Genomic DNA, 17,935 nt, shown 5'->3' on the forward strand with positions numbered 1-17,935 from the left:
CGGTTGGTGACTCCGCGTACTCGCCCCGACCTTGCATCGATCCCCGCCTACGTTCCCGGACGCACCGTCCCGAACGCGGTGAAGCTCGCCAGCAACGAGACGACGCTGGGTCCGCTCCCCAGTGTTCGCGACGCGATCCTGGAAGCAGCAGCCACCGTCAACCGGTATCCCGACAACGGCTCCGCCGAGCTGATCGCGGCGCTGGCGGCACGCCTCGACATGCCGGCCGACCGTATCGCTGCGGGGTGTGGATCGGTGAGCCTGTGTCAGGAGCTGGTCCAGATCACCTGCAACGACGGCGACGAGGTCATCTACTCGTGGCGGTCGTTCGAGGCATACCCCGTGGTCTGTGCGGTCGCGGGCGCCACCGCAGTGCCGGTACCGAATACTCCCGACCACGGTCACGACCTGAAGGCGATGCTCGCGGCGATCACCGACCGCACGCGGCTGATCTTCGTGTGCAACCCGAACAACCCGACGGGCTCGTGCCTCGGGAAGGACGAGCTCGAGCTGTTCCTCGACGCCGTGCCGGACCACATCGTCGTGGCCCTCGACGAGGCGTACTTCGAGTACATGCGCAACGCCCCCGGCGAAGACCTCGCCGACGGAATCGCGCTCGCTGCCGGCCGCCGCAACGTCGTGGTGCTCCGCACCTTCTCGAAGGCCTACGGCCTCGCCGGCCTGCGGGTCGGCTATGCCGTCGCCGACCCGGAGATCATCGTCGCGATGAGTAAGGTCCACACGACCTTCTCCGTGAACTCACTCGCACAGAAGGCCGCGATCGCGTCGCTCGGAGCCGCGGGTGAACTGCTCGCACGCACCGACGGCATCGTGGCCGAACGTGAACGTGTGCGCGATGCACTGCTCGAGGCCGGCTACTCGGTGCCACCGAGCGAGGCGAACTTCGTGTGGCTTCCGCTGGGCGAGAACTCGGCGGCTTTCACCGCCGCTGCCGTCGAGGCTGGTGTGATCCTGCGCAACTTCACGGGGGAAGGAACCCGCATCTCGATCGGCGATCCACACGAGAACGACCTGTTCCTGGCCTATGCGACAGGTACCGGCCGGGAAATCGCGGGAGTCGCCTGATCTTGGCGAGACCCAACCGTTATCGCTGGGTATCGGGCGCGTTATCCGCCGCTGTCAGACTCGACCGGTTGCACTGACCGGTGAGCACGGAGGAACGGATGGGCGCACGCTCGGCACTGCGACGGGCCCTGTCCGTCGTGGCGACGGTCGCCGCCGTGGTCACTGCTACCGCCGTCGGGCAGGCCGGCGCGCTGCCTCCCGACACAGCCCCGCTGCGTCTGATCACCTTCGGTGATCTGCACGGCAATCTGCTGCCGGCCCAGGGCCCGCGCAGCGATGTGGTTCGCTCGGACGGCCAATCCGTGCCCGCTGGTGGCGCTGCATACCTCGCGGCGTATGTACGTCAGCTCCGCGGACAGGCCGACGACTCGCTGTTGTACGCGGTGGGCGACTCCTGGGGATCCTCGCCGATCGAATCGGCGTTGTTCCACGACGAACCCACCGTCGAGTTTCTCAACGATCTCGATGTGACGGCCGCAGCACTCGGCAACCACGAGTTCGACAACGGATTCGCGGAGCTGCAACGACTACGTGACGGTGGATGCCACCCCGAGTCCGGCTGTCAATTCACCGAGACGTTCGAGGGTGCAACCTTCCCGTTCCTCGGGGCCAATGTCACGACCTCGGACGGGGTGCCGGCTGCGCTGCCGTTCGATATCAGCTACGTCGACGGGATCCCCGTCGGCGCGATCGGGATCCTGCCCCACAACACTCCCGAGTACATACGCCACGACGCGATCGAAGGCCTCCGGTTCGGCGACGAGATCGAAGCGGTCAACCGCACCGCCGACATCCTCGACTCACTCGGGGTCCGCTCCATCATCCTGCTGTTCAAGGGCGATATCGCCTCCAGAATCGACTCCGATCCGTGCAGCCTCGACAACGGCCGAGCCAAAACCATCACCTCCACTATCTCTCCACATGTGGATCTCATCGTCACCTCCGACGGTGACGGGCAGTTCAACTGCAGCTACCCCGACCCGGCCGGTAATCAGCGCACCGTCCTACAGGGCGCCTCGCACGGACGCATACTTTCCGTTGCCGATATCGCAATCGACCGGACGACCCGCGACGTCGTACGCGACCGGACAGTCGCGTTCAACCAGGTGATCACCCACGACATCACTCCCGATCCACGCACCGAGGATTTCGTCGCACGGGTCGCCGACAAAGCGTCCGACACGGCCGCACGGGAGGTGGGACGAATCGCCGCCGACATCACCCGCGACCCGTCCGCAAGCGGTGAATCGGCGCTCGGCAACCTTGTCGCCGACGCCCAGCTCGCCGCCACCGCGCCGCTCGGAGCGCAGATCGCGTTGACCAACCCGGGCGGGCTCCGCGGCGACCTGTACTACGACGACGATGGTGCCATCACCTACGGCGAGGCCTATGGAGTACAGCCGTTCGGAAATCTCCTCCAGATCCTCGAACTGACCGGCGCTCAGCTCACAGCCGTGCTCGAACAACAGTTCCAGACGGACGTCGCGGGAGCCGACCACGAACGGATTCTGGCACCGTCGCACAACCTGCACTACACCCTCGACCGGCTTGCGCCCGCCGGGCAGCGGGTACGCGACATCACCGTCTCGGGTGCTCCGCTGGAGCCCGCCGCCACCTATTCCGTCGCCGTCAACGACTATCTCGCTGGTGGCAGCGACGGATTCTCCGTGTTCGCCGAGGCCCGGTCGCGGATCGGGGCAGGCGAGGAACTCACGGCCCTGACCACCTTCCTGTCGAGCCCCACGCCGTGTCGGCCTCCGGCCCGAGACCGCATACACATGCACTGAGATCCACCGACACTCCGACGGTCAGAGCCCGAGCGCATCCTCCAGCGTGGGCCATGCGGTCTTGATGTCGTCTTCCCAGTACCCCCACGAGTGGGTGCCCCACGGCCGGTACACGACGGTCGCAGGAATATGCAGCTCGCGGAGTCTGCGATCGAATGTGAGGGTGCAGATGAACGCGCCCATCTCGAGCGGGACGCCCGTCGACATCGGCTCGTTGGCCACCGCGAAGTCGTGAGGACCCAGCAGCCCGTTGCCGGTGCTGATGAACACCTCCTTGCCGCGCAACTGATCGGCATGCACGTAGGGGTCGTGCGCAGCCCAGTCCGGATCGTCCGGCGGACCCCACATGTTGTTGGGGTTGCCACCCTTGTAGACGACCGTGGCGCGCACCGAGTTACGGGTCGAGTCCTGTTGCGTGTCGAGGCAACCGCTCAACGCTGCGACGCCCTCGTACAGATCCGGCTTGCGGGTGATCAGCATCATCGCGGCGGTCGCGCCCATCGACAGCCCGGCGACCGCGTTGGTTCCGTTGCCGTTGAATCGCGCGTCGATGATCGGCGGGAGTTCTTCGGTGAGGAACGTTTCCCACCGGTTGACCCCGAGGACCGGATCCGGTTGCTGCCAATCGGTGTAGTAGCTACCCGTTCCACCCACGGGAAGCACCACATTCACGTTCTTGTCCGCAACGAAGTCGACGATGTCGGTCTCCTTCGTCCAGGTACTTTCGTGGTACTCGGATTCTTCACCCGCGCCGACGCCGTCAAGCAGATACAGCGTCGGGCGCGGTCCGTCCCACGCCGGGTGAAGCACCTGGACCTGCACGACGCTCCCCATCGAAGGCGAAAACACGAACAGCGCCGTGCGGCTGTCGGTGATGTGCTCGGTGCGATCGATCACCGCAGCCTGTGGAGATGGCTGAGCGTGCCCGACCACAGGGCAGGACAGTGGTAACAGCAGCGCCACGGCAAAGGCGGCGATCGACCTCTTGTGCATACAGCTCCTCGTCCCCCGACGACCGGAGTTCGATCTCAACCCGTCCGGCATGTCCGGGTCAAGTCAACTGGAAGCGACCCTAGTAGTCGGCGCCGCACACCGTGCCCGACAACCGATCTTGAGAACAAGATCGTTCCGTCACGATCGATCTAGCGAGACATTCCCGACATATTAGGCAATGTGCTTCAATTACCAATCATCTAAGGGGATCAATCATGGCTGCTGTCGAATCACACCCACCATCGACGTTGTCGGGTGTGAACTCCATCGGATACTTCGCGTCGTTTGTGTGTGCGGGGGCGGTCATCATCGCCTGCCTGGGCCCGTGGGCATTGACTATATCGCCGCTTGGACCCATCGCGTTGAGCGGAACGACAACTCCAGACGGCAAGATCGCGATCGTCGCGGGCGGTATCGCCGTAGCCGTCCTGCTACTACGTTCCACAGTCGCCTCGAATTTCATTCTGGCGATTGGCGCGTTGGCAGGAATTGTGACAACGGTTGCCGGGTTCACAGGTCTCCGGCATATCCCAACCGCATTCGGCGATAATTCGACGACGTCGGGTTCGACCGAGACGGTCATAGTCGCCGGTTGGGGTCTGTGGCTGTTGTGTGTGAGCTCGCTCCTTCTCCTTACTTCACTGATGGTGGCACTGACCCCCGCTTTCCACGTATCGACGCGCCCTGCGGCACAACCACGAACCCCAACTTCGACTCCCGCCCCTAAGGATTCAGACCACACATTCGAAGTGGAATCGTCGACATTCACTCCGCGAAGGGTGTCCGGTAAGCAAGAGGCCCCCTCCGGTGAGCAAAAGAACCTCAGTCCGACAGAGTGGGGTGCGATTGCCGCAACCGCCTTCTTCTGCATAGCCGCGATCGCGATGGTGATCTGGGCCTTCAGCATCTGACTGCCTGTCCGAACAGGCATACCAGCGGCCTACCGCCTTGCAAGCACTCCTGTCAGGCAAGTTCATCCCGACGCAGATACGCGAGCACGGCGAGCACGCGACGATTCGTATCGTCGGTGGGCGGCAGCACCAGTTTGTTGAAGATGTTGCCGACATGCTTGCCCACCGCCGACTCCGTGATGAACAACTGAGCAGCGATCGCCACGTTCGAATGCCCCTCTGCGATCAAGGCGAGCACCTCGCGCTCGCGCGGCGACAACTGCACCAGAGGATCCCGCCGGCGCCGGAACAACTGCTGGACAACCATGGGATCGATCACCGTGCCACCGGCAACCACCTGACGCAGCGTGGAGACGAACTCCTCGACATCGACCACGCGATCTTTGAGCAGATAGCCGACACGGCCGCCATCTGTCCCCAGAAGTTCGTCGGCGTAACTCAATTCGACGTACTGACTCAGCACGACTACGGCAAGCTCCGGGTAGGTTCGCCGCAATTCCACTGCTGCGCGCAACCCCTCGTCGGTGAATCCCGGCGGCATCCGCACATCGGTCACGACGAGGTCCGGACGGTGCTCGGCGACAGCCGATTCCAATGCCCCGGCATCCGGGACCGACGCCACGACCTCGAACCCGAATCGCTCGAGCATTGCGGCGAGACTATCGCGCAGCAGCGCGCCGTCCTCGGCGAGGACCACTCGCACGGCAGTCAGTTCTCGATCCACGGCAACTCCACTCGGACGACGGTGGGCCCGCCGAGCGGGCTGGACAGCAGCATTCTGCCGTCGACCGCAGCGACCCGGTCGGCCAGGCCCGTCAGACCGCTCCCCTGTTCCGGATCCGCACCGCCGCAGCCGTCGTCCACGACCTCGACGACGAGCAGATCCCCGGCGCGCCGGGCCGTCACGTCGACGGCCGTCGCATCCGCATGTTTGGCGATGTTGTTCAGCGCTTCGACCACCACGAAATAGGCTGCGACCTCGACGTCCGGCGCCGGGCGTGGCGAGATCTCCGCGGTGACGGCAACCGGGACGGCGAAGTCCTCGGTCAGCTCACGTAGGGCGTCGGGTAGGCCGCGGTCGGTGAGCACCCTGGGGTGGATTCCCCGAATGAGTTGCCGCAGTTCCGCCATCAGATCCTTGGCCTGGTCATGCGCCTGCGACACACTTTTCGCGGCGGCGGAATCCGGTGGGAGGTCGAGTTTGGCCATACCCAACTGCAGAGTGAGGTTGACGAGCAACGACTGCGCGCCGTCATGCAGGTCCCGCTCGATTCTGCGACGTTCTGCCTCGAAGGCATCGACCAGTCGGGCCCGGGACCGCGACACCTCGACAAGCCGAGCGCGAAGCGCGTCCGGATCGTCGCCGCACAGCAACGACCGAGCGAGCGCGCCGTGCAGTCCCGCGATCAGAGCAATCACGTACGGGACCGTCGGCAGCAGAAGCAGACCTGCGATCGCGTAGGGGACGGCCTGATCGACCGACGTGATCTGGCTGAAGCCGAGCGCCACCGCCTCGTTACCGTCACCCACCACCAGGGGGCTGACCACCATCACGACGATGAGGCCGACGATCACCGCGGCCAGGAGCAACAACGCGGGAACCAAGGTGAGCAGCAGGACTGCGTATCCGAGCTCCCTCCATGTCGCGGCCTCGGTGTAGCGGGTGCGCACCCACGGCCACAGACCCGCGGCGGGAGGCGCGCGGTGCGCCGAGAGCACCCGATCGCTGCTCACCAGACGCAGCCGCATACGTTCCAGAGTCGCCAGCGGTATCGCCACCAGCGGGCCGAGCCCGAACACCAGCACCACGCCGAGAACACCGAGGAAAAACACCCTGCCGAGCGGTTGCGGATACATGCCGTCGCCCGCCCACACGATCAGGACCAACCACGGGACACAGAACGCAGCGAACGGCAGCGTCACCGCGCACACCACCGGGACAGTGGTCAGCAGATAGCCGAGCGAGCGCCACAGCCACCCCGTCAGCAGGAAGCGTCGTCGTGTGATCGCGGCGAGCACCGTGGTCGGTTCAGCAGAGGACACTCGAGTGAGCCTATCGACGCGGCCGCTGCTTCGGGAGGAGGCGAGGTGCAGTCGAAAGGTGGTGCTGGCACCACCTCCGATCCGCCGCGTGGACCCAGTGACCACACCACCGGCGGAATGGTCGGCTGTAGTCATGCAACTGGAGCTGAACAAGGTCACCAAGACCTATCGAGGTAAACAGGCCGTCACCGACGTCAGCATGCGGATCGGGCCCGGAGTTCTCGGACTCCTCGGACCCAACGGAGCCGGCAAGTCGTCGCTGATGCGGATTCTCTCCACGATCACCCGGCCGACTTCCGGCACGGTCACGTGGAACGGTACCGACATCGTCGCTCGGCCGGAGCCGCTCCGACGTGTCCTCGGCTACCTCCCACAGGATTTCGGTGTCTATCCGAATCTCAGTGCCCGGGAGTTTCTCCGGTATCTCGCCGCAGTCAAGGGGCTGAGCACTCGGTCTGCCAAGGAGCGGGTCGACGAGCTGCTCGAACTCGTCAACCTGACCGACACCGCGTCGCGTCCGGTGGGCAAGTTCTCCGGCGGCATGCGCCAGCGTATCGGGATCGCGCAGGCGCTTCTGAGCGACCCCGAACTTCTCGTCGTCGACGAACCGACGGTCGGGCTGGACCCTGAGGAACGCATGCGGTTCCGCAACCTCCTGGGAGATCTGGCATCCGACCGGATCGTCATCCTGTCCACCCACATCGTGTCGGACATCGAAGCCATCGCCGACGACATCGCGATCCTCACCGCCGGCGAACTGCGTCGACGCGGCACCCCCGAGGAACTCCTCCGTTCCGCAGACGGTCTGGTGTGGGAATCGATCGTCCCCATCGATGCCGTGGCCGACATCCGGCAGCGAGCGACGATCACCCGCACCGTCCGAACATCACAGGGCGTGCGTGTTCGTGCAGTCGCGCACACGCCTCCGGTTCCGGGTGCGCGTCCTGTCGAACCCGACCTCGAAGACGCGTACGTCAGTGCGGTCCATACCCCGATCGCACCTGCCGGGGTGACCCGATGACCAGCGCGGTTACTGCCGTCTCGATGGCAGATTTCCGGGATCGTTCTCGGCGTCCCGCGTTCCTGGTGACGGCGCTCGGCGCCGTCGCGCTCGGGTATGTTGCCATCCCGCCCGCCTCCGCCACGTACGCGATGGTCAAGGTCGGATCGTTCCGGGGAGTGTACGACAGCGCGTACATCGGCATGATGCTCGCGATGATCGGCAGCCTGTGGCTGCCACTGTTCGGGTTCTACGTCGTCCGCAGCAGCATCGCGCGCGACATCGCCACCGGCGTAGGAGAAACGCTTGCCGCATCCCCGCTGCGTACTCCGATGTATCTGCTGGGAAAGTACCTCAGCAATCTGATGGTGCTGGCAGCGATGGCTGCCGCACTCGCCTTCATCGCACCCGTGATGCAGCTTCTCCGCGGGGAATCCACTAGCCTCGACATGACGGCGCTCTGGCTTCCGATCGTGCTGTTCTGTCTTCCGGTCCTGACGGTGGCCGCAGCAGCCGCCGTTGTGTTCGAGACGATCCCGCTCTTGCGCGGTGGTGCGGGAAACATCCTGTGGTTCTTCGTCTATCCGTCGATGTTCCTCGCTGGGATTCCGATGATCTACGGCACGATCACTGCGGGGTTCCAGACCGACCTGGCCGCGCAGCACCCCGGCATGGACGACGAGATCTCGATCGGACTCACCGCGGAACCCGGTGCGCTCGGGCAGTTCACGTGGTCCGGAATGGACGTCGACCCGACCCTCGTCGCAGCGAGTGTGGGATTGATCGCAGCATCGACGCTCGTCGCCGTCATGCCGTCGTTCTGGTTCACTCGGTTCGATCCGTCACGGCAGCAGACTTCACTATCGAGGACGTCCACCCAGCCGTCCTCCGCAATACCGGAACCGTCGGCGACACCCGCGTTCTCACAGACCGTACGAGGGCTGTCCTCGGCCGAGCGTGGACACGCGTTCCTGGGGCTGTTGATCGGCGAGGTGCGTATCCATCTCGGAAGTGTGTCGCGGTGGTGGTGGCTCACGCTCGCGATCGTGACGGTCGCGGCCCTCGCGGTTCCCGCTGATCGCGTCGGCACCGCGCTGCTCTTCGCGTGGTTGCTGCCGGTGCTGCTGTGGTCGCGTCTCGGCACGCTCACCTACGAACAGGGCGTCGACCCCCTTGTGGAGTGCAGTGTCTCGCCGCGCATCCGCCTCATCGCCGAGTGGGGTGCAGGTGTGCTCATTGCCGCCGTCGCCGGTGTGGGCCCCCTGGTCAAGATGCTCCTTACCCTGGACTTGACCGGCGTAGCCGCGTGGGTTGCGGGCGCCGCGTTGATCCCTGCCCTTGCACTGCTGATCGGGTCGATCGGACGGGGCGCACGTGTATTCCAGGCGGTCTACCTGGTGATCTGGTACGCCGTTCTCAACGGAGTCGCGGCCGTCGACGTCATGGGCGTGCTCCGCACCGACGGGTCGCTCAGTGGCCCGCCTCCACTGTTCTCTCTCGGCATCAGCGCTGTGTTGGTCGCCGCCTCCCTACTCGTACTGGAGATTCGTCATGCCCGCCGTTGAAAACCTGCCCCGGAAATCCCTGCTCTCTGCCGGTGTTGCGGCACTGACACTCTCGACTCTTGTACTCACCGGATGCACCGCCGGTTCCGCGAGCCAGGAACAGCGGAGCGACACCTACAGCGGCGCGATCACCTCCGTCACACTCGATCTCGATGATGCGGGCGCGAAGCAACTCGGTGTCACCACCGCGTCGCTGAGCGCACAGGTGATCGGCTCCGACCGCGACGACATCGAGATCCGACGCACCTTGGAGTTCACCGACGGCGACAAGCCCGAGGAGAGCATCGACACCGACGCGGCCGGTCTGACGATCAGCACGCGGTGCCCCGACAGGTTCGCCGTGGGCAGCCCCACCTGCGTCGCCCGCTACGAGATCGTCGTCCCCTTCGGCACCGTCGTCCAAGGGAACTCCAAGTTCGGCGATCTGACGGTGACCGACACCCGTGCCGCCGTCGACCTGAATTCCCGCTACGGTGACGTCGCGTTGGTCGTGGGCCCAGGCAGTTACGCGGTCGATGCCGTGTCCGCAACGGGGGCGAGCACCGTCGAGGTGCCGCAGGATCCTGCCGGGATCCCGGTGCGACTACGGTCCGGGGACGGGTCGGTCTCTGCGACGACCTCGATCGGGTAGCTACTGCGGCGTGGCGATCCCCCACTCGTGTGCCAGCAGTTCGTACGAACGGATCCGATCGTCGTGCTTGTGCGTCACCGAGGTGATCACCAGTTCATCGGCGCCGGTTACTCGTCGCAACGTCTCGAGGCGTTCCGCGACGGTGCTCGGGGACCCGACGAACTGGGTGATCAGCCGATCGTCGACGAGCTCGCGTTCGGTGTCGGTCAGCGGTGGCGTCGTCGTCGGATCGGGATACGGAATGGCACCGTGTCCGGACCGGATGCTGTGCGTCCAATGACCGTAGGTCGATGCAAGTTCCTGTGCGGTCGCGTCGTCGTCGGCCACAACCGCATCCGCGGACACGACGACGTACGGCTCCGCCAGGATCCGAGACGGACGGAACGCCGCACGGTAGGCCTCGACGGCCTCGACCGTCGTACCGGGGCTGACATGGTAGTTCGCGCCGAACGGCAGCCCGAATCTTCCCGCCAGATCCGCGGATGGCCCAGCGCTCGAACCGAACACCCACAGTTCCACATCGGCGTCCTCACCGGGGCTCGCGTGAAGGGCCGTTCCGTCCGCGGATTTGTAGTTGCCGTCGAGGAGGGCGCGGATGTCTTCGACCTGGTGCGCGAAGTTCGGGGCGTCGGCACCCGGTTGCTGCAGCACGGCCAGGCTCGATGCCAGCCGCGACGATGTGAGCAGCTTCGCTGTCGGGAACGGAGCGGGGATGACGAGACCGTCCCGGATCTCGGTGGCTCGTGGCGCCGGCTCGTCTCCCTGCGACGCGGCGGCCTTCAGCGCTTCGGCCCGCCTCTGCCCCGATCGTCCCAGACCGAGGTCGATCCTCCCCGGGTACAGCGCGTCGAGAGTGCCGAACGCTTCGACGACGGCGATCGCGGTGTTGTGACCGAGCTGCACCGCCGCAGAACCGACCCGAATCGTGTCGGTGGTGGCGGCGATCGCTCCGATCAGCACACCGGGCGACGACGACGCGACGGCGGCGAAATGATGCTCCGCGACCCAGTAGCGCTTGTACCCGAAGCTTTCGGCACGACGTGCAAGGTCCAGGGTGTTGTGCAGCGCCGCAGGCGCGTTCGAACCCTCGCTGATCGGTGACAGATCGAGAACCGACAGCGGAGTCGGATCCGACGGGCTCATGCGCCCGATTCCCTTCCGTGGGGAGTGCGCTCACCGGCTTCGACAGTGAATGACAGGCGATTCTCCGACGGTGCGATCGGGCAGGTCGCGGCATCGGTGAACGCGCACGGAAGGTTCGAGGCGCCGTTGAAGTCGAGGGTGACCACGCCGTCCTCGACGGCTCCGACCTGCAGGATTCGTGCGGCGGGATACGTCGTGACACCACTCGTGGCGTCCGTGAACAGGATGCGCAGTGATGCCTCCGAATCGCCGAACGCAACGAGTTCGTATTCGGCATCATCGTGCACGAAGCGGATCAGACCGAGCGCACGGTGGTGGTGTTCCAGTCCGTCCACCACCGCACCCGTGATGACGGTGTGCGGCGCGGTGAACGGCGTGAACTGCCCAGTGATCACCCATGCGGGGTCGGGTTCGTATGTCGGAATCCCCGTGAAGGACGTGAGTGCCTGCGCGGTCCGATCGTGAATTCGAAGCGCGAACCGTCCTGTTCGCTGGATGACCTCGATATGTCCGCGATCGAACTCCACGTCGACCCCGGGTGCTCCCTCGACCGGATGGTATTCGGTGGTCTCTTCGTCCAGCTCCCGAACCACTGCGTCACCGTCGACCCACCAGGAGCCTGGAACGTCTCCGTAGTCGGCGGCGGTGTCGTCGAGCCAGTACAGCGCGGTCAGGCTCAGCCAGCCGAGCGGCTGCCGCAACGACTCGTCTCGCTCGGAGTGCCACTGCTGCCACTCCGCGATGAACCGATCGAGTGTGGTGGTCATGATGCGCGGACTCCTTCGCTCGTGCTGTGTGGGTGACGCAGCCCGAGATGGCTGCGCAGGGTTGTGCCCTCGTATTCGGTGCGGAAGCTGCCGCGTTCCTGCAGCAGCGGCACCACCTTGTCGACGAACTCGTCGAGACCACCGGGGGTCAGGTGGGGAACCAGGATGAAGCCGTCGCTGGCGTCGGTCTGCACGTACTCGTCGATCTCGGCGGCAACGTCCGCGGGAGTACCGATGAACTGCTGCCTGGCGGTGACCTCGATGATCAGTTCACGAATGCTGAGGTTCTCGGCCTCCGCTTTCGCGCGCCACTCCTTCGCGACTGCAAGTGGATCCTTCGCGTGCCGGACCCGCCCGCGAGTGATGTTCACATTGTCCTCGGGTTCGATGTCCGGTAGCGGACCGTCGGGGTCGTACGCAGACAGATCCTTGCCCCACACCTGTTCGAGGAACGCGATCGCCGTCCGAGGACCGACCTGCTGCAGGCGGATACGCCGTGCGTTCTCGTGGGCTTCCTCGCGAGTGTCGCCGAGCACGAACGTGGCGGCGGGAAGGATCTTCAGGTCGTTGTAGGCGCGTCCGTATTTCGCGAGTCGGCTCTTCACGTCGGTGTAGAAGGCGCGCCCTTCCTCGAGTGTGCCGTGCCTGCTGAAGATGGCGTCCGCCTTCGCGGCTCCGAACTCCCGGCCCTCGTCCGAGTCACCGGCCTGGAGCAACACCGGGTGTCCCTGCGGGCTCCGCGGCACTTCGAAGCGACCGGCGATGTCGAACTGTGTTGTGTGAATATCGAACGGCGCAATGTCGGTGTCTGTGGCGAAGATTCCCCTCTTCCGGTCGATCACGGGTGCTCCCGCACGCCAGCTGTCCCAGAGTTGCCGGACGACGTCGACGACCTCGTCGGCCCGCACATACCGCTGCGAATGCTCGAGGAATCCCCCGCGTCGGAAGTTCTCACCGGTGAACGCGTCCGACGAGGTCACCAGGTTCCAGGCCGCCCGGCCGTCGGAGAGGTGGTCGAGCGTCGCGAACTGCTTGGCCAGTTCGTACGGTTCGTTGAATGTGGTGTTGATCGTGCCTGCCAGCCCGAGGTGGGTGGTGGCCCCGGCGAGGGCCTCGAGCACCGTGAGGGTGTCGGGACGACCGACGACGTCGAGATCATGGATACGGCCGCGGTGTTCACGCAGACGCAATCCCTCGGCAAGGAAGAAGAAGTCGAACTTGCCGCGCTCCGCCGTCTCGGCGAGGTGCACGAACGACGAGAAATCGACCTGACTCCTGGATTCTGGGTCGGCCCAGACGGTGGTGTTGTTGACCCCCCGGGAAATGGGCGGCCAGATGGATCTGCTTGCGGATTTCGTTTCCGGACAACGTCATCGTTCCTTCAGTTCGACGTGGCATAGCGGTTGGCGGGCAGGGCCAGGCCCAGGCGCTCGCGCAGCGTTCCCGGCGTCGGCGCCGCGGTGGGGCGAAGGGCGGGCAGTACGTCGTCGACCACCCGGTGCACGGTCGATGCGAGCGCAAGGGGCCGGAGGGTGACGCCGTCGACACCCTGCAGGCTCTCGATCAGTTCGCGAAGCCCGTCCGGGCCGCCAAGGTAGAGCACCGTCTCCGACGTGTATGTCTGTCCGGTCCATCCGTCGAGCGTTGCGAGAGCTGCCGCTGCGGCGTCCACGTCGGCGGCGAGGAGAACATCCAGATCGAGCAGTACCCGGATCGGACGACTGCCTGCCGCCTCGCGGAGACGTGCGGTCAGCGCCGCGGCTTCCTCAGCTGTCTTCACGCGGATGCGCACGAGATCTGCGCGCGCCACGGCGAATTCGAAGGACTCCTCGCTGTCGACGGTCGCGGCCACGAGTGGTTGCCCCTGTGGCGACCGCGGGGTGATGGACGGGCCCTTGACGGAGAAGTACTCGCCTGTGAAGTCGATGTAGTGCAGCTTGTCGCGGTCGATGAAGCGGCCGGTTGCCTCGTCGCGGATCTCGGCGTCGTCCTCCCAGCTGTCCCACAGCCGAGCCGCGACCTCGGCGGCCTCGTGCGCCTCCGCCCACAGCGAGGCGGTGTCCTGCTGTTCTTCCTTGCGACCGAACAGCCTTGTGGCCTCAGGGTTCTCGGTGACCGCAACCTCCCATCCCGCTCGACCTCCGGTCGTGTGGTCGATCGTCTGGATTGCCTTGGCAACATGGAACGGTTCGGTGTGGGTGACGGTCGCGGTGGGAACCAGACCGATCCGCGAGGTGACGGCACTCAGCCGCGCTGCGATACCGACCGCTTCGAGGCGGCCACGTACTGCGCTTCCCGTCGACGCGATACCGAAGTCGTCCGGAAGGAAAGCGAGGTCGACGCCGGCACGGTCGGCGCTTCCGACGAGGTCGACCCAGTAACGGGCGGAGAAGAGGTCTTCGGCGCGGGAGTCGTCACGGCGCCAGGAACTCGGATGAGCACCGGTGCCCGCGAACTCGAGCGCCAACAAGAACTGTGAACTATCGGACATGCCGAACCTTCCCGGGGATAGCATCGAGCAGCACTCGTGTGTACTCGTGCTGTGGGTTGTCGAAAATATCTGTGGTGCTGCCGAATTCCACGACCCCACCGGATCGCATCACCGCGACGGTGTCGCTGATCTGCCGCACCACCGCCAGGTCGTGCGAGATGAACAGGTAACTGAGCCCGAGCTCGTTCTGCAGGTCGGTGAGCAGATCGAGGATCTGCGCTTGGACGGACACATCGAGCGCCGAGACAGGCTCGTCGAGCACCAGCAGCTCCGGGTGCAGTGCGATGGCACGCGCGATCGCTACCCGCTGCCGTTGCCCACCGGACAGCTCTGCCGGTGTGCGATCGAGGTGCGCAGTCGACAGGGCGACCTGGTCGAGGAGTTCGGCGACGCGCGTCGACCGCTCGGCTTTCGAGCCGATGCCGAACGCGGCGAGCGGTTCGGCCACGATGTCGCGGATCTTCAGCTTCGGGTTGAGCGAGGCGTACGGATTCTGGTGCACGATCTGCACCCGCCTGCGCAATGCCCGCAAATCCCGTCCCCGAAGCCCGGTGATGTCGTTGCCGTCGAACCGGATCCGGCCCGAGGTGGGGGTCTCGAGCCTGATCGCTATGCGCGCGACGGTGGTCTTGCCCGACCCCGATTCACCGACCAGCGACAACGTACGCCCCCGTGGAACCTCGAAGGAGACGGTCCGCACCGCGTCGAGCGAAGTCCGTCGATCGATCCGGAAGGTCTTCGACACATCGGTCACGGTGAGCAACGGCTCAGCCGGCACGCGGTCGGGCCGTATGGTATCCGTGAGGCTCGGGGCCGCTGCGAGCAGCGCTCGCGTGTACTCGTGTCTCGGGTTGTCGAGCACGTCCAGCGCGGGGCCGGACTCCACCACCTGGCCGTTCTGCATGACGACGATGCGATCGGCGCGGTCGGCCGCCACACCCAGATCGTGGGTGATGAGCAGCACCGCGGTGCCGGTCTCCGCGATGCGTGCTTCGAGGTGATCGAGGATGCGTCGCTGCACGGTCACGGCGAGTGCGCTCGTCGGTTCGTCGGCGATGACCAGGTCGGGGCCGCAGGCCAGGGCAATCCCGATGAGCACCCGCTGACGCTGTCCCCCGGACAGGGCCTGGGGGTACTGTTTCGCTCGCAATTCCGGGTTGTCGAGTCCGGCCTCCTCGAGGATGCGCAGCGCCCCGAGCTTCGCGGTCCGGCGGTCCGCGAGCCCGTGGATACGCAATGTCTCCGCAATCTGGTCGCCGATCCGGATCACCGGGTTGAGCGATGTCGTCGGATCCTGCGGTACCAAGCCGATTCGCGCGCCTCGTACCTTCTCGAATGCGCGTTCCGGCAGTGTGTCGAGGCGTTGCCCGTCGAACGTGACGGTGCCGCCCACTACGCGTCCACTACCGGAGAGCAGACCGATGATGGCGTGCGCGGTCGTCGACTTACCCGAACCGGACTCTCCGACCACAGCGACGACTTCGCCGGGCGCGACCGTGAATCCGACACCGTCGACTGCCACGACCGGATCGTCGTCGCTGCCATAGGCGACGCGCAGGTTGTCGACTTCGAGAAGCGGTGCGGTGTGTGTGCTCATCGGCCACTCCGATCGTCGACGGCATGACCGATGCGGTGTGCAGCCAGAACGACGGCGACGATGACGAGACCGGGCAAGGTCGTCATCCACCACGCGGTGGCCAGGTAATTGCGACCCTCGGAGATCAGCGATCCCCATTCAGGAGTGGGCGGAACTGCACCGAACCCGAGGAAACTCAGGGACGATACGGCCAGGACCGCCATCCCGAATTCCACCGCTGCCAGTGCGATCACCGGAGCGTACGCGTTGCGCAGCACATGGCGGATCAGCACGGTGTGCCAGCGGACACCGGAGGCGAAAGCCGCTTCGACGTACAAGGCGTGACGCACCCGCAGCACCTCCGAACGCATGACGCGGGCGAAGTTCGCGACAAGCCCGATACCCACGGCGATCGCGACATTGAGAGTGCCGAAGCCGAGAGCTGTGACCAAGGCGAGCGAAAGCAGCAAAGCGGGGATGGACAGCAGCACATCGACGATCCGCATGAGAACCGCATCGACGAGGCCGCCGGCTGCACCGGAGAGCAGACCGATGAGCGAGCCGATCACGATGGCGATACCCACCGCGACCAGTGTCGCGGTCAACGACAGTGCCGCGCCGTGCACGACTCGGGTGTAGACGTCTCGGCCGATGTTGTCGGTGCCGAACCAATGCGCGAGATTCGGTCCCTGCAGTTTGTCGGCGGGCACGCCGTGCAGGGGGTCGCCGGACGCGAAGAACGACGGGAACACCGCGAACCCGATGGCGATCAGCAGCACGGCGGCAGAGATCGCCACGACCCAGTTCCGCCGCACGGTCGCCACTGCGGTGCGCGGGATCGACCTCCTCGCGGGTGTCGATTCCCGGACAGGGAAGCCGGCTCGCACGGGTTCCCGAATCAGTGTGTCAGACATGAGTGCTCACCTTCGGGCCCTGGTCGACAGTCGAGTCCGGATCCGACCCGCTGCGTACTGATTCGCCGCTTCCCGAAAGAGCGTCGGCACCGCCTCGTGCATGGACGATCCGCGGATCGATCAGTGGGTAGAACAGGTCCACAACGAGGTTGACGATCACGAACACGACCGAACCGAACACCACGATGCCCAGCACCACCGGAATGTCCTGGGCCATCACGGACATCTGGGTCAGGCGCCCGAGACCTGCGCGGGAGAAGACCGTCTCCACGACAACCGATCCTGCGATCAGATTGCCGACGATCACGCCGGCGATCGTGAAGGCCGGGATACTGGACAACCGCAGAGCGTGTCGCGTCTGGACGCGCCACCTCGATGCACCCTTTGCCCTGGCAGCCTCGATGTACGGCTGACGCGCTGTGGTCTGCAGGCTCACCGCAAGCACCTGCGCGATGACTGCACCGGTGGGCAGCGCAAGTGTGATCGCGGGAAGCAGCAGATGCTCGATGCCACCTTCACCGAACGCCGGGAACAGCTTCACACGGAACGAGAACAACTGGAGCAGAATAAGTCCCACCCAGAATGTGGGTACGGCAACACCCAATGGAGGCAGCGAGAACAATACGTTCCGCAGCCAGCCGATACGCGTGTAGGTGGCGAGGAAGGCGACCACAGTACCGAATGTCACCGCCAGCACCAGCGCGAACGACGCGAGGGCAAGGGTGCTCGGCAACGCGTCGGCGATCGCCTCCGTCACCGGCCTGCCAGTGGAGATGGAGATTCCGAAATCACCCCGGACCGCATTGCTCAGAGCATTCCAGTACTGAACCCACACCGGCTGATCCAGGCCGTAACGCGCCTGCAGCTGCTCGATTGCGGCAGCGTCGACCGGTGTTCCGTTGTCGGAGCCGGCCACCATGCTCACCGGGTCGGACGGTAGAAGGAACAGCACGCCGAACGAAACGGTGAATGCAGCCCACAGCACGCCGACGGCCTGGAGGAAGCGGGAAGCGAGGTAGCTCAACATG

General features: G+C 65.4%; 15 protein-coding genes and 1 pseudogene. 6 read left to right on the forward strand and 10 right to left on the reverse strand.

Annotation, left to right across the window (positions count from 1 at the left end; all coding sequences use genetic code 11):
- The first annotated feature begins 6 nt into the window (after nucleotides 1–6).
- Entirely contained in the window at nucleotides 7–1,086 is a 1,080-nt protein-coding gene (gene hisC / locus EV641_RS14465; RefSeq protein WP_132472536.1) for a histidinol-phosphate transaminase, read from the forward strand.
- Between the two features lie 98 nt (nucleotides 1,087–1,184).
- Nucleotides 1,185–2,873 (forward strand): bifunctional UDP-sugar hydrolase/5'-nucleotidase, encoded by a 1,689-nt coding sequence (locus tag EV641_RS14470; RefSeq protein WP_132472538.1) that lies wholly within the window; start codon nucleotides 1,185–1,187, stop codon nucleotides 2,871–2,873.
- Between the two features lie 21 nt (nucleotides 2,874–2,894).
- Here EV641_RS14470 and EV641_RS14475 read toward each other — a convergent pair whose 3' ends face one another.
- Nucleotides 2,895–3,866 (reverse strand): alpha/beta hydrolase family protein, encoded by a 972-nt coding sequence (locus EV641_RS14475; RefSeq protein ID WP_132472540.1) that lies wholly within the window; start codon nucleotides 3,864–3,866, stop codon nucleotides 2,895–2,897.
- A 215-nt stretch (nucleotides 3,867–4,081) separates the two neighbouring features.
- On the opposite strand from EV641_RS14475, the gene EV641_RS14480 reads away from it, so the two are divergent.
- On the forward strand, nucleotides 4,082–4,777 hold the full coding sequence (locus tag EV641_RS14480) for a hypothetical protein (RefSeq protein WP_132472542.1): 696 nt from the start codon (nucleotides 4,082–4,084) through the stop codon (nucleotides 4,775–4,777).
- 52 nt (nucleotides 4,778–4,829) lie between these two features.
- Here EV641_RS14480 and EV641_RS14485 read toward each other — a convergent pair whose 3' ends face one another.
- The gene (locus EV641_RS14485; protein WP_199233266.1) at nucleotides 4,830–5,480 is read right to left on the reverse strand and encodes a response regulator transcription factor; all 651 of its coding nucleotides are present in this window, start codon (nucleotides 5,478–5,480) and stop codon (nucleotides 4,830–4,832) included.
- A gap of 5 nt (nucleotides 5,481–5,485) precedes the next feature.
- Nucleotides 5,486–6,820: a sensor histidine kinase gene (locus tag EV641_RS14490; RefSeq protein ID WP_132472544.1), complete on the reverse strand. Its 1,335-nt coding sequence runs from the start codon at nucleotides 6,818–6,820 to the stop codon at nucleotides 5,486–5,488.
- A gap of 133 nt (nucleotides 6,821–6,953) precedes the next feature.
- Between EV641_RS14490 and EV641_RS14495 the strand changes: the two genes are divergently transcribed.
- From EV641_RS14495 to EV641_RS14505, 3 genes are read left to right on the forward strand one after another with little or no spacing between them, the layout of a single operon-like run.
- The gene (locus EV641_RS14495; RefSeq protein WP_132472546.1) at nucleotides 6,954–7,841 is read left to right on the forward strand and encodes an ABC transporter ATP-binding protein; all 888 of its coding nucleotides are present in this window, start codon (nucleotides 6,954–6,956) and stop codon (nucleotides 7,839–7,841) included.
- Nucleotides 7,838–9,385 carry a hypothetical protein gene (locus EV641_RS14500; protein WP_132472548.1) on the forward strand — a complete coding sequence of 516 codons (1,548 nt, stop codon included), beginning with the start codon at nucleotides 7,838–7,840 and terminating at the stop codon, nucleotides 9,383–9,385. The genes EV641_RS14495 and EV641_RS14500 overlap by 4 nt, the downstream gene beginning before the upstream one ends.
- On the forward strand, nucleotides 9,372–10,016 hold the full coding sequence (locus EV641_RS14505; protein ID WP_054716817.1) for a hypothetical protein: 645 nt from the start codon (nucleotides 9,372–9,374) through the stop codon (nucleotides 10,014–10,016). The genes EV641_RS14500 and EV641_RS14505 overlap by 14 nt, the downstream gene beginning before the upstream one ends.
- On the opposite strand, the gene EV641_RS14510 is transcribed toward EV641_RS14505, so the two are convergent.
- The 7 genes and pseudogenes from EV641_RS14510 to EV641_RS14540 form a co-directional block, all read right to left on the reverse strand.
- On the reverse strand, nucleotides 10,017–11,159 hold the full coding sequence (locus EV641_RS14510; protein WP_132472550.1) for an LLM class flavin-dependent oxidoreductase: 1,143 nt from the start codon (nucleotides 11,157–11,159) through the stop codon (nucleotides 10,017–10,019). It lies immediately after the preceding gene.
- Nucleotides 11,156–11,926 (reverse strand): DUF1684 domain-containing protein, encoded by a 771-nt coding sequence (locus EV641_RS14515; protein ID WP_132472552.1) that lies wholly within the window; start codon nucleotides 11,924–11,926, stop codon nucleotides 11,156–11,158. The genes EV641_RS14510 and EV641_RS14515 overlap by 4 nt, the downstream gene beginning before the upstream one ends.
- Nucleotides 11,923–13,300: pseudogene (locus tag EV641_RS14520) on the reverse strand (NtaA/DmoA family FMN-dependent monooxygenase). The gene EV641_RS14515 and the pseudogene EV641_RS14520 overlap by 4 nt, the downstream one beginning before the upstream one ends.
- A gap of 7 nt (nucleotides 13,301–13,307) precedes the next feature.
- Nucleotides 13,308–14,417: an LLM class flavin-dependent oxidoreductase gene (locus EV641_RS14525; protein ID WP_132472554.1), complete on the reverse strand. Its 1,110-nt coding sequence runs from the start codon at nucleotides 14,415–14,417 to the stop codon at nucleotides 13,308–13,310.
- Complete coding sequence (locus EV641_RS14530) at nucleotides 14,407–16,014, reverse strand: ABC transporter ATP-binding protein (RefSeq protein WP_132472556.1); 1,608 nt, start codon at nucleotides 16,012–16,014, stop codon at nucleotides 14,407–14,409. The genes EV641_RS14525 and EV641_RS14530 overlap by 11 nt, the downstream gene beginning before the upstream one ends.
- On the reverse strand, nucleotides 16,011–16,907 hold the full coding sequence (locus EV641_RS14535; RefSeq protein ID WP_132472558.1) for an ABC transporter permease: 897 nt from the start codon (nucleotides 16,905–16,907) through the stop codon (nucleotides 16,011–16,013). Before EV641_RS14535 ends, EV641_RS14530 begins: the two co-directional genes overlap by 4 nt.
- Nucleotides 16,900–17,934, reverse strand: a complete 1,035-nt coding sequence (locus tag EV641_RS14540; RefSeq protein ID WP_132472560.1) for an ABC transporter permease — start codon at nucleotides 17,932–17,934, stop codon at nucleotides 16,900–16,902. The genes EV641_RS14535 and EV641_RS14540 overlap by 8 nt, the downstream gene beginning before the upstream one ends.
- Nucleotide 17,935: the final 1 nt, after the last annotated feature.

Source organism: Rhodococcus sp. SMB37 (assembly GCF_004345605.1).
Classification (GTDB): Bacteria; Actinomycetota; Actinomycetes; order Mycobacteriales; family Mycobacteriaceae; genus Rhodococcus.

What these genes read in the sequence shown, in the direction of transcription:
- EV641_RS14470 (WP_132472538.1), top strand. Translation starts at nt 1,185, where the DNA reads ATGGGCGCACGCTCGGCACTGCGACGGGCCCTGTCCGTCGTGGCGACG.
- EV641_RS14475 (WP_132472540.1), bottom strand. Translation starts at nt 3,866, where the DNA reads ATGCACAAGAGGTCGATCGCCGCCTTTGCCGTGGCGCTGCTGTTACCA.
- EV641_RS14480 (WP_132472542.1), top strand. Translation starts at nt 4,082, where the DNA reads ATGGCTGCTGTCGAATCACACCCACCATCGACGTTGTCGGGTGTGAAC.
- EV641_RS14495 (WP_132472546.1), top strand. Translation starts at nt 6,954, where the DNA reads ATGCAACTGGAGCTGAACAAGGTCACCAAGACCTATCGAGGTAAACAG.
- EV641_RS14500 (WP_132472548.1), top strand. Translation starts at nt 7,838, where the DNA reads ATGACCAGCGCGGTTACTGCCGTCTCGATGGCAGATTTCCGGGATCGT.
- EV641_RS14505 (WP_054716817.1), top strand. Translation starts at nt 9,372, where the DNA reads ATGCCCGCCGTTGAAAACCTGCCCCGGAAATCCCTGCTCTCTGCCGGT.
- EV641_RS14510 (WP_132472550.1), bottom strand. Translation starts at nt 11,159, where the DNA reads ATGAGCCCGTCGGATCCGACTCCGCTGTCGGTTCTCGATCTGTCACCG.
- EV641_RS14515 (WP_132472552.1), bottom strand. Translation starts at nt 11,926, where the DNA reads ATGACCACCACACTCGATCGGTTCATCGCGGAGTGGCAGCAGTGGCAC.
- EV641_RS14525 (WP_132472554.1), bottom strand. Translation starts at nt 14,417, where the DNA reads ATGTCCGATAGTTCACAGTTCTTGTTGGCGCTCGAGTTCGCGGGCACC.
- EV641_RS14530 (WP_132472556.1), bottom strand. Translation starts at nt 16,014, where the DNA reads ATGAGCACACACACCGCACCGCTTCTCGAAGTCGACAACCTGCGCGTC.
- EV641_RS14535 (WP_132472558.1), bottom strand. Translation starts at nt 16,907, where the DNA reads ATGTCTGACACACTGATTCGGGAACCCGTGCGAGCCGGCTTCCCTGTC.
- EV641_RS14540 (WP_132472560.1), bottom strand. Translation starts at nt 17,934, where the DNA reads ATGTTGAGCTACCTCGCTTCCCGCTTCCTCCAGGCCGTCGGCGTGCTG.